Raw genomic sequence first — 11,667 nt, forward strand, 5'->3', positions numbered from 1 at the left:
AATAAATCTGTTCATACAGAAAGTATTGATAATATTGTGATCTGTTTTAAAATTAGCCTAAAAAAATCGGGTTACAATGATTGAAATACAACAATTCACTTTTGGTCCCTTACAAGAAAACACTTTCCTGCTTATTAACGGAAAAAAGGAATGTATAATTATAGACCCAGGGTGTTATTTTCAGGACGAAAGAAAAGAATTATTACAATATATACAAACGCAGGGGTTAAATGTTATAAGATTATTGAATACACACTGCCACTTTGATCATATATTCGGTAATAAACTGGTATCAGATACGTATAAAGTGCGCCCGGAGTTTCATGAGCTGGAACAGCCGGTACTGGACAATTCCCAGCGGGCGGCAGGGATGTATAATATTCCCTTTGATCCCTCCCCTGAGGCAGGCCGCTACCTGGTGGAAGGGGAAAAGATCCTTTTCGGTACCGATGAATTAACGATATTGTTTACTCCTGGCCATTCTCCGGGGAGCGTAGCCTTTTATTGCCCCGGCCAGCATTTCGTGATCGGCGGCGATGTTTTGTTTTACCAGAGCATTGGCCGTACAGATCTCCCGGGCGGTAATCATGCTACCCTGCTGAAAAGTATCCGGGAACAGTTGTTTGTATTACCGGATGAGGTGAGGGTATTCCCAGGCCACGGGCCCGCCACCACTATTGGTTTTGAGAAAAAACACAATCCTTTCCTGGTAGAGTAGTTTACACTTTAATAAACTTCCCGATCACCGGTAACCGGGCAAACTCCTTCTTCTCCATACGGAAAATAAACCAGGCATAGGCCGCAAAAAGAACCGTTGCCACTGCGAGGGGAAGGGGCTTAAGGGCGTAAATATCTTTAGGCGACAGCACCACTGCATTGAGCCAGCTGAACAGGAAGTAAATGCCGGTAGCCAGCCCCATGTAAGTAATTAATTTGGGGAGATGGTAAGGGATCGGGTAATACTTCTGCCCCAGTACATAGCAAATCACCATCTGTATAAAGTAGCATACCATGGTGGCCAGTGCAGCGCCATAATACCCCATTACCGGTATCCACCAGTAGTTCAGCAGGAAGGCCAGCACGGCAGTGATGATAGTGATCACCGCGCCTGTTTTGGTGCGGTCTGTGAGCTTAAACCAGATAGTAAGGTTGTAATAAATACCCAGGAACATGTTGGCCAGCAGCAATACGGGCACAATACGCATGCCCTGGTAATAGAAAGGCACCCGCAGGAATGCTTTCCATATATTCAGGTAAAGACTTACAAACAGGAACATAAAGCAAAGCATGATCACAAACAGCTTCATGATCCGGGCATACATTTTCCTCGGATCGCCGCTTTCCGCCTGCTTAAAGAAAAAAGGCTCCGCACCTAACCGGAATGCCTGTATGAACATGGTGATCAGGATAGCCAGCTTATAGTTGGCGCTGTAAAGGGCAATGATCTCCTTTTTTGCTTCCATGTCATCGCCGGGGAGGAACTGGGGTAAAAACCAGGCCCTGTCGAATGTTTCATTCACCATGCCGGCCATACCCACTATGATCAGCGGAAGCGCGTAATGCATCATTTGTTTCCATAACCTGGCATCGAACTTCCATTCTATTTTACGGATCTGTGGCAGGAATAGCACCAGCGTAAGCGCGCTGCCCAGCATATTGCTCAGGTAAATATAGCCCGTCTGGTCGCTGCCGCTTTGTAGGTCTGGCAGCCAGTGATGCCCCGCTGCATACAGTTTGGGGCAGATCACCAGGAAGAAAATATTGAAAAAGATAGTAGTAACTATACCGGCTATACGAATGGCGGCATATTTCACAGGCCGTCCTTCCAGCCGCAACTGCGCAAAAGGAATGGCTGTGAGCGCATCAATGCCCATCAGGAGCACCACGTAAGTGTAATAAGTAGGATGTCCGTTGAGCCCCGCCAGTTCCCCGGCATAGGAATTAATGACCGGCGACCGCAGCAGCAACAGCAAAATGGTGATGCTGACGGTAGAAAGTAACAGGGAAATGGTGGAAGTGCCCAGCACATGCGCCTGATTCTCCTTTTTTGCAAAACGGAAGAAAGCCGTTTCCATACCATAGGTGAGCACAATATTGGCAAACGGGATATAGGCGTATACGTTGGACATCTCCCCGAAAGATGCACGGGTTAAGATAGTCAGATAAAAGGGGGTAAGGAAATAGTTGAGCAGTTTGCTCACTATATTACTTAATCCGTAAAATACCGTTTGTCCTGCCAGGTTCTTGATACTCAATTCCCAAAATATTTTGACGCAAATTACGAATTACGGATTACGAATTGCGGATTAATGGAAGAAACGGGCGCATAATAGCTGCAGCACGGTTTTTCCGCAGGTAGCCTATTCAAATCCACCCCTTCTTTGCTGCTTCTTGTCGGACTGCCTTTTCTTAGATTCCATCCTTTTCTCCCGCGCAGCTTTGGATGGCCGGGTAGGTACTCTTTTTTTACGGGGAATGAGCGCTTTGCTGATCAGTTCATTCATTTTGGAGATCACTTCCTGCTTGTTGCCCAGTTGGGTACGTTCCGTTTGGGACTTTACCTGGAGCAAACCGTCTGCATTGATGCGGTTCGACAACTTCTCCGACAGCACTGTTTTTTGCTCCTGGGTTAACAACGCAGAAGCCATTACATCAAAGTAACCTTCCACCATGGTTTCCACCTTATTCACATTTTGCCCGCCGCTGCCGCCGCTGCGGGCGGTACGGAATGTGATTTCAGGGGCCACATTAATATTCATTTTATCTTAATTTATAATATAAAAGATGCTTTAGGAAGGGCAATTTATTAAAACTAGAGGGAATAGCGTTGTTTTTACTGTTAGGCAGCGGGCTTCCTGCATTCATGCAAGACTTAAAGCATCTTAAAATTACGTGGAATAGCGTTGTTTTTACTGTCAGGTAGCGGGCTTCCTGCATTCATGCAAGACTTAAAGCATCTTAAAACTACGTGGAATAGCGTTGTTTTTACTGTTAGAAAGCGGACTTCCTGCCTCCATGCAAGACTTAAAACATCTTAAAACTACTTGAATAGCGTTGTTTTTACTATTAGGCAGCAGGCTTCCTTCATCCATGCAAGACTTAAAGCATCTTAAAACTACGGGGAATGACCTCGTTTTCACTGTTTAACAGCACCTGCCTGCATCCATGCGGCCTCCAGGTATTATAAATTATACGGGATCAGGTAAACATTGTTGCTGTCCTTCGATACGGCAACAGGGTTATCATTTAACTGCAAACTATATATTTCAATACCACAGCAGCCAACTGATCTTGTCAGGAAATTCAGTTTGTCCAGGGTGGCTTTATCAGGCCGGCCTATGCGTAAAGACTGAGGCCCAAATACAGAAAAGTATAACAGCGCTGTATTATTGGGCGTATCTATCACCTGCTTCACTTGAATGGTGGTATCTTTCATCCGGATGCTGATACTGTCTCCAGCGGTATACGTGCATACGGGCCATACACAAGATCATGGCCTGTTCCGGGCGCCACCAGTCTGAATTTACAGATAGGTGCCATATAATCGCACATAATACCTTCACAGGGGCTCTTCTCTGAAGCATCTTTACAGGCGGCGAATAAAAACAAACCGGCAATTAAAAGGAAGTAAATACGGACCATAGCGTGTAATGATTTTGGTGCCTGTTAAACGTAATCAGCCCGGATATGTTACAGATACAAACGATTTGCCTTAAATTTCCGGCGTTAAACGAAAACCTATGAGAGTAGTCATACAACGTGTAAGTTCAGCGGCAGTTACGGTAGACGGAGCTGTAACCGGTGAAATCCAGCAAGGTCTGCTGGTGCTGCTGGGCATAGAAGATATTGATACAGAGGAAGACATCCGCTGGCTGAGCGCCAAAATAGTGAATCTCCGGATCTTTAATGATGGGGAGGGAGTAATGAACTTGTCTGTTAAAGATATTCATGGTGATCTTTTACTGGTAAGCCAGTTTACCTTGCACGCTTCCACGAAAAAGGGCAACCGCCCTTCGTATATTCGTGCCAGTAAGCCCGATGTAGCCATTCCCCTGTATGAAAAAATGATAGTACAGCTGGAGCAGGACATGGGCACCGTTATTCAACGGGGAATTTTTGGCGCCGATATGAAAGTATCACTGTTGAACGATGGCCCGGTCACTATTATCATCGACACACATAACCGGGAATAAGAGCAATCTGTTATCTTTAATAAATAAAAACTAATCCATGACCATTCAGGAAGCCCAGGAAAAAATTGATAACTGGATCAACACCACTGGTGTACGCTATTTCAGTGAGCTCACCAATATGGCTATCCTCACGGAAGAAGTGGGAGAAGTGGCTCGTATCATGGCCCGCAAGTATGGCGACCAGTCATCAAAAGAAAGCGATAATAAAAAACTGCTGGCAGATGAACTGGCGGATGTGATGTGGGTACTGCTTTGCATCGCCAATCAAACCGGTATCGATATGACGGTTGCCCTGGAAAAGAATTTTGACAAGAAAAATATCCGTGATGCGCAACGGCATCATAACAACCCTAAACTGAAATCATAATACAGCCTGCACACTTTTTGTTTGCTGTTACTAAAATGCTGCTATGAAAAAAAAGAGCAAGCTGAAGGTCTTCTGGCAGGTGCTGAAGCAATCCGGTAGCGATTTTATTGATGATAAAGTGATGAAGCTCAGCGCCGCACTGGCCTATTATACCATATTCTCGGTAGCTCCTATGCTGATCATTATTATCTTCCTGTGCGACCTGTTCCTGGGGAGAGACGCCATAGAAGGCAATATCTACGGGCAAATCAGGGGGCTGGTAGGCAATGAAGCCGCCATACAGATCCAGGCCATGATTAAAAACGCTTCCCTCTCGGGCGATATGAGCTGGGCTACTATAGTAGGGTTTATTACGCTGATTATAGGCGCCACCGGGGTGTTTGCGGAAATACAGGACTCTATTAACCACATCTGGCGACTGAAATCCAAGCCCAAGAAAAATGGGCTGCTGCGGATGATACTGAACAGGTTATTGTCTTTTTCGCTGGTGGTGAGCCTGGGATTCATCCTGCTGGTATCCTTAGCCATTAACGGTTTGGTGGAATTATTTTCTTCGCTGGTGGTGAGCCTGCTTCCGGGCAGGGTTACATCAAGTATTCTTTTTTCCCTGGCCGACTTTGTAGTACCCTTCCTGGTAATTACCACTTTATTTGCCATCATCTTCAAAGTACTGCCGGATGCCAGGATCAAGTGGAAGGATGTACGGGTGGGCGCTATGGCTACTGCCATCCTTTTTATGATCGGCAAGTTTGCCATTGGTTATTATCTCGGCGCCAGCAAGGTAAGCTCCACTTACGGCGCTGCCGGCTCTATCGTTATCATATTGTTATGGGTATACTATTCCGCAGCTATCCTCTATTTTGGGGCCGTATTTACCCGCAATTATGTGCAGTATTTCGGTGAACAGATTTACCCTAATGACTACGCCGTTTGGATCAAACAAATTGAAGTGCCCCACGAGCCGGAAGCCGTTCAGGAAGGGTAGTCAAAATATTATAGATTATTTAATAATCGCATACGTATTTTCAAAATTGGCCTTTATCTTTGCGCCACTATGTCTACAGATCAGAATAAATTCCAGGCGATCATATCGCATTGTAAAGAATATGGTTTTGTTTTTCAGTCCAGCGAAATTTACGATGGGCTCAGCGCTGTATATGACTACGGTCAGTACGGTTCGGAACTGAAGAAAAACATTAAGGATTATTGGTGGAAAAGCATGACCCAGTTGCACGAAAATATCGTGGGGATCGATGCCGCCATCTTCATGCATCCTACTACCTGGAAAGCATCCGGACATGTGGATAATTTCAGCGACCCGATGATCGATAACAAGGATAGTAATAAACGCTACCGCGTTGATCACCTCATTGAAGGTTATGCAGAAACATTACCCACCGAAGCCGGCAATGCCCTCCTGGCACAGATGGATGAGCTGCTGAAGGAAAACGACTTCGCAGGCCTCAAAGCACTCATAGAAAGCAACAAAATAAAATGTGCCATAAGCGGCACTTCCAACTGGACAGATGTACGCCAGTTTAACCTGATGTTCTCCACACAACTGGGCAGTGTGACCGATGAAGCCAGCGAAATTTACCTGCGCCCTGAAACGGCCCAGGGTATCTTCGTCAACTTCCTGAACGTGCAGAAAACCGGCAGGATGAAAGTGCCGTTTGGTATTGCACAAATCGGTAAAGCCTTCAGGAATGAGATTGTGGCCCGGCAGTTTATTTTCCGTATGCGTGAGTTTGAGCAGATGGAAATGCAGTTCTTTGTTCGCCCCGGCACCCAGCAGGAATGGTATGAGAAATGGAAAGAAGAGCGTATGCAGTGGCACCTGAGCCTCGGCACCGATCCTGCGAAATACCAGTTCAAAAACCACATTAAATTGGCGCACTACGCAGATGCCGCCGTGGATATTGAATATGAATTTCCGTTCGGATTTAAGGAAGTGGAAGGTATCCACTCCCGTACTGATTTCGATCTGAAACAACATCAGGAATACAGCAAGAAAAAAATGCAGTATTTCGATACAGAAATCAACCAGAACTATGTTCCTTACGTGATAGAAACTTCTATCGGCCTGGATCGTATGTTCCTGTTAACGATCTGTAATGCTTATGCGGAAGAGGATCTGAGCACACCGGAGAAACAGGATAGCCGCGTAGTACTTCGCCTGCCAGCTAAACTGGCGCCGGTTAAACTGGCTATTTTCCCGCTTACCAAGAAAGATGGTTTACCGGAACTCGCCAGGGAGCTGATGGATGATTGTAAACACGCATTCTATTGCTTCTATGAAGAAAAGGATGCCATCGGTAAACGCTACCGCCGCCAGGACGCTATTGGTACACCATTCTGCGTTACCATTGATCACCAGACCAAAGAAGATGGCACTGTTACCATCCGTCATCGTGATAGCATGGAGCAGGAACGTATCCCGCTGAGCGAAGTGAAAGCGCTGGTGTTAAGCAAAATCCTTTAATTGCATTTAACAGACAAGGCTGCAACCATTATATTTTATAAGGGTTGCAGCCTTTTTATTTTCCCAAATATTGTTGACAAATCCTGTCACTTAATATAAACCCCGAGCCGGATCATTGTAATGAGGATTTCCCTGTTACGCAGCAGCAGTTTAATAATGCGGGGAAAGGGAGCATACTTTACCCATATAATTCCTGGTGTATATCATGCCGGTCGTACCCCATGGCCTGGATCCGCTGTTTAGCCTCATCAATCATGGCTTTCCAGCCGCAAAGAAAGAAATTAGCCGGGCGTTTCTCCTGCAACAGCTCCTCGTAAACATTGTGTACATAACCCTTTTTGCCGCCCCAGTTTTCTTCTCTTGATAGAGTAGGTATGTAATTGAAATCCGGCAGGGAGGCCGCCAGTTGCTGCATTTCAGCAGCATACAACAGGTCGTGCTGGTAACGGACCCCAAAAATAAGATGAATAGGCGCATGGGGAACCCCATGCAGATGAATATAATTAGCCATGGACCGGAACGGTGCAATACCCGTACCCGTGCAAATCAGGAACAATTCCTTATCTAACTGCTCCGGCAGTACGAAAACGCCCTGCGGCCCGCGCAGCAGCAGCTCGCTCCCCTCCTTTATTTCATTGAACAGGTAGGTGCTTCCCAATCCGCCTTCCAGTAAAACGATCACCAGCTCAATGATATTGGTGCCGTCCGGGTGGGAGGCAATGGAATAGCTACGCCAGCGTTTGTTCTTTTTCTCGTGGATAGGAAGATCCAGGGTGACGAATTGTCCCGGTTTAAAATCAAACCGTTCCATGTCCGGTACCTGTATCCAAAAACGGCGCGTATTATGGGTTTCGTCCACCAACTTAGTTACGATTCCGGTATGCCATAGGTCCAGCATGGAAGTTGAGTTTGGTCTTATTGAATATAGTGAAAATTTGGGATTCTGCTATGGAGATATTTTCTTATTTATTTTATTTATCATGACAAACGGGGGCGGTTGCCGCTAAATATTCTTCAGTTATCAAATTTCAAAATCGGTAAATCTTCGTACCTTTGCATTCTTCATGAATTTACAGGCTGTATTACAACTATTTCAACGTGATCCGCGCCTGCAGTCGCTGGTGAAGGGGATACAATTACCCACCCCACAATACTTTCAGCTTTCCTCCATTAGTGGAAGTGCAATAAACTTTGTGGCAGTGAGCACCTGGGCGCAAGCAGATGCGAACCATCTTTTTATCTTAAACGATAAAGAGGAGGCAGCCTATTTCCATAACGACCTGGAACAACTCAGCCAGGCACTGGATATTTTTTATTTCCCGGATTCCTTTAAGAAAGCTGGCCAGTTTCATGAAATCAACAGCAGCCACAGCATGCTGCGCACAGAAGCGCTCATGAAATTTTCCGGGGATGCGGTAAGGAAAAAAATACTGGTCACCTACCCCGAAGCCCTCTGGGAAAAAGTGGCTGGCAACCAGGCTTTCAGCGCCAATATGGTGCAGCTGAAAGTAGGCGATGTACTAAAGGTAGATCCGCTGCTGGAACAACTCATCGGCTGGGGCTTTCATGCTACCGATTTTGTATATGAGCCCGGCCAGTACGCAGTAAGGGGAGGCATCCTGGATATCTATTCGTTTGGTAATGAAAAACCTTACCGTATCGAATTATTCGGGGAAGATATAGACTCTATCCGCCTGTTTGACCCCGAGTCGCAACTTAGCGAACGGAAGCTCACACAGGTAACCCTGATTGCCAACATGGACACCCACGCGGCAGATCATAGCAAAACGCCGCTTACCCAATTCCTGCCTGCCAACACCGTGGTATGGATGAAAGATCCTTCCTACGTAAAAGGCGTGATTGAGCAAATGGAACAACGGCTGGACGACTTCCTGCAAACCGGTCAGAAAGTAAAGGTAGATGAAGATGAAGAAATGACGCTGAAGGAAGACGACTTTGTAAAAGCCACACCTTTACTGGAACAATTGCTGCAAAAGCCCACCATTGTATTTGGTAACAAAGACTGGCTCACAGACAACGGTTACCAGCCGCAGCTCATTACTTTCGATACACAGGAACAACCCGTATTTAACCGGCAGTTCGACCTGCTGATCAAAGATCTCGGAAAACATAACAGCAATAAATACTCCCTCTTTATATTCTCAGACAACCCGCGTCAGCTGGAGCGTTTACGCAGTATATTCGAGGATCTCAAAGCAGATTTTGTATTCTTCCCCATCCCCGTTGCTATCAGCAGCGGGTTCATTGATCACTCGCTGAAACTGGCATGTTATACCGATCACCAGATCTTCCAGCGCTTCCACAAATACAAGGTAAAACAAGCCTACAACAAGAATAAGGCGATTACCATGAAAACCTTGCGGGAGCTGCAGGCCGGCGATTTTGTAACACATATTGATCACGGTGTAGGAATGTACAGCGGACTGCAGAAAATTGAAGTGGGTGGCAAAATGCAGGAAGCCATCCGCATCATTTACAAAAACAACGACCTGTTGTATGTAAATATCAACTCCCTGCATAAGATCAGTAAATACACCGGCAAAGAAGGCGTAGAACCTAAAGTAAATAAACTGGGCAGCGATGCCTGGGATAAGCTGAAGGAGAAAGCCAAAACGCAGGTAAAAGATATTGCAAAAGACCTTATACAACTGTATGCGGTACGTAAAGCCCAGCAAGGCTTTGCACATACCCCCGATACCTATCTGCAAACAGAACTGGAAGCGTCTTTCATTTATGAAGATACGCCTGACCAGAGTAAAGCTACCGCCGATGTGAAACGCGATATGGAATCGCCTGCACCGATGGACAGACTCGTATGCGGAGATGTAGGCTTTGGTAAAACAGAAGTAGCCATCCGGGCAGCGTTTAAATCTATTGTAGATGGTAAACAGGCGGCCGTGCTGGTGCCTACCACCATCCTGGCATTCCAGCACTATAAAACATTTGCAGATCGTCTGAAAGACTTCCCCTGCACCGTTGACTATCTCAACAGGTTCAAATCTTCCAAAGAAAAAAAGGAAACGCTTAAACGCCTTGAAGAAGGAAAAATAGATATCATTATTGGCACGCACGCCTTACTGGGCAAGGAAGTGAAGTTTAAAGACCTCGGTGTGCTGGTGGTGGATGAAGAACAAAAATTCGGTGTTTCTGCCAAAGAAAAACTGAAACAGATAAAACATAACGTAGATACGCTCACCCTAACGGCAACGCCTATACCGCGTACGCTGCAGTTTTCATTAATGGGTGCGCGCGACCTTTCCGTTATCAATACGCCGCCGCCTAACCGCCAGGCCATTGAAACGGAAGTACAGGTGTTTAACCAGGACCTGATCCGCGAAGCCATTTACTATGAAGCAGAAAGAGGCGGACAGGTATATTTCATTCACAACAGGGTGAAAGGCTTAAAAGAAATGGCCGGCCTGATCCAGGGGCTCTGCCCGGACCTGTCTATTGCTACGGCACACGGACAACTGGAAGGACACCAGCTGGAAGAAGTGATCCTCGATTTTATTGACCGCAAATATGATGTGCTGGTATGCACCAATATCGTGGAAAGCGGCGTGGATATTCCCAATGCCAATACCATCATCATTAATAACGCCCATCATTTCGGGCTCAGCGACCTGCATCAGCTGCGCGGCCGCGTAGGACGCAGTAATAAAAAAGCCTTCTGTTACCTGCTGGCGCCGCCTATGAGCACCCTGCCATCCGATAGCCGTAAACGCCTGCAAACACTGGAACAACATAGTGAACTGGGCAGCGGTTTCCAGATCGCTATGCGCGACCTTGATATCCGCGGCGCCGGTAACCTGCTGGGCGGCGAACAAAGTGGCTTCATGGCGGAAATAGGCTTCGACATGTACCAGAAGATCCTGGATGAAGCCATCCGCGAACTGAAACAAAATGAATTTCGCGACCTGTTTAAAGATCAGCTGGAAGAAAAGAAGGATTTCGTGAGCGACTGTACCATCGATACAGACCTGGAAATACTCATTCCCGATACTTATATTGAAAGCATCCAGGAAAGACTGAACCTTTACCAGGAGCTGGATAATATCACGGAAGAAGGCAAATTACAGGCTTTCGCCAATGATATGATAGACCGCTTCGGTCCTATGCCGGAGCCGGTGAAAGACCTGCTCACTGCTATCCGCTGCCGCTGGATGGCCATACAGCTCGGCTTCGAAAAAATGATGCTGAAAGAAGAAAACCTGCGCTGCTATTTTATCAATAACCCTGATTCCCCTTATTTTGAATCCCCTACGTTCAATCATATATTAACGTATATACAAACCCGTACCAACAACGCCAAACTGAAACAGGTAGGTAAAAACTTTATGCTGGTAGCATCACGCATCCGCCATATGAACGACCTGTACGACTTCCTGAAAGCGATGACAGATAGCCGGAAATAATTCTTCCCTGTAACATAATTCCTTTGTAATCGTTTCATAGTTAATATGAAATGTATAATTCTATTTCTGTAACTATTGCATTAACAAAATTTTATAAAACCCCTTTTGTGGAAACACTTTTAAACCCTGCATCATGAGGGCATAAATAACAACAAACACAAATTTTTTAACAATAGAAAACTTCGACAC

At 46.0% G+C, this 11,667-nt stretch carries 10 protein-coding genes; 6 read left to right on the plus strand and 4 right to left on the minus strand.

The window, feature by feature from the left end; genetic code table 11:
- Nucleotides 1-76 precede the first annotated feature (76 nt).
- The gene (locus VN105_RS02985) at nucleotides 77-718 is read left to right on the plus strand and encodes an MBL fold metallo-hydrolase (protein ID WP_325637773.1); all 642 of its coding nucleotides are present in this window, start codon (nucleotides 77-79) and stop codon (nucleotides 716-718) included.
- A 1-nt stretch (nucleotide 719) separates the two neighbouring features.
- Here VN105_RS02985 and VN105_RS02990 read toward each other — a convergent pair whose 3' ends face one another.
- From VN105_RS02990 to VN105_RS03000, 3 genes are all read right to left on the minus strand, one after another.
- On the minus strand, nucleotides 720-2,255 hold the full coding sequence (locus VN105_RS02990) for a polysaccharide biosynthesis C-terminal domain-containing protein (RefSeq protein ID WP_325637775.1): 1,536 nt from the start codon (nucleotides 2,253-2,255) through the stop codon (nucleotides 720-722).
- 105 nt (nucleotides 2,256-2,360) lie between these two features.
- A complete protein-coding gene (gene arfB, locus VN105_RS02995) occupies nucleotides 2,361-2,759 on the minus strand; it encodes an alternative ribosome rescue aminoacyl-tRNA hydrolase ArfB (protein WP_414647221.1) in 399 nt (132 codons plus the stop codon).
- 422 nt (nucleotides 2,760-3,181) lie between these two features.
- Complete coding sequence (locus VN105_RS03000; RefSeq protein WP_325637777.1) at nucleotides 3,182-3,436, minus strand: hypothetical protein; 255 nt, start codon at nucleotides 3,434-3,436, stop codon at nucleotides 3,182-3,184.
- Nucleotides 3,437-3,740: 304 nt separating this feature from the next.
- Between VN105_RS03000 and dtd the strand changes: the two genes are divergently transcribed.
- The 4 genes from dtd to VN105_RS03020 all read left to right on the plus strand — a co-directional run bounded on the left by dtd (nucleotide 3,741) and on the right by VN105_RS03020 (nucleotide 7,042).
- The gene (gene dtd / locus VN105_RS03005) at nucleotides 3,741-4,193 is read left to right on the plus strand and encodes a D-aminoacyl-tRNA deacylase (protein ID WP_325637779.1); all 453 of its coding nucleotides are present in this window, start codon (nucleotides 3,741-3,743) and stop codon (nucleotides 4,191-4,193) included.
- A 37-nt stretch (nucleotides 4,194-4,230) separates the two neighbouring features.
- Nucleotides 4,231-4,560, plus strand: a complete 330-nt coding sequence (locus VN105_RS03010) for a nucleotide pyrophosphohydrolase (protein ID WP_325637781.1) — start codon at nucleotides 4,231-4,233, stop codon at nucleotides 4,558-4,560.
- A 43-nt stretch (nucleotides 4,561-4,603) separates the two neighbouring features.
- Nucleotides 4,604-5,545 carry a YihY/virulence factor BrkB family protein gene (locus tag VN105_RS03015; protein ID WP_325637783.1) on the plus strand — a complete coding sequence of 314 codons (942 nt, stop codon included), beginning with the start codon at nucleotides 4,604-4,606 and terminating at the stop codon, nucleotides 5,543-5,545.
- A gap of 69 nt (nucleotides 5,546-5,614) precedes the next feature.
- Nucleotides 5,615-7,042, plus strand: a complete 1,428-nt coding sequence (locus VN105_RS03020) for a glycine--tRNA ligase (protein ID WP_325637785.1) — start codon at nucleotides 5,615-5,617, stop codon at nucleotides 7,040-7,042.
- Nucleotides 7,043-7,220: 178 nt separating this feature from the next.
- Here VN105_RS03020 and VN105_RS03025 read toward each other — a convergent pair whose 3' ends face one another.
- Nucleotides 7,221-7,940, minus strand: a complete 720-nt coding sequence (locus tag VN105_RS03025; RefSeq protein ID WP_325637787.1) for a ferredoxin--NADP reductase — start codon at nucleotides 7,938-7,940, stop codon at nucleotides 7,221-7,223.
- A 166-nt stretch (nucleotides 7,941-8,106) separates the two neighbouring features.
- On the opposite strand from VN105_RS03025, the gene mfd reads away from it, so the two are divergent.
- Nucleotides 8,107-11,478 carry a transcription-repair coupling factor gene (gene mfd / locus VN105_RS03030; protein ID WP_325637789.1) on the plus strand — a complete coding sequence of 1,124 codons (3,372 nt, stop codon included), beginning with the start codon at nucleotides 8,107-8,109 and terminating at the stop codon, nucleotides 11,476-11,478.
- Nucleotides 11,479-11,667 lie beyond the last annotated feature (189 nt).

This window comes from Chitinophaga sp. (assembly GCF_035564935.1).
Lineage (GTDB): Bacteria > Bacteroidota > Bacteroidia > Chitinophagales > Chitinophagaceae > Chitinophaga.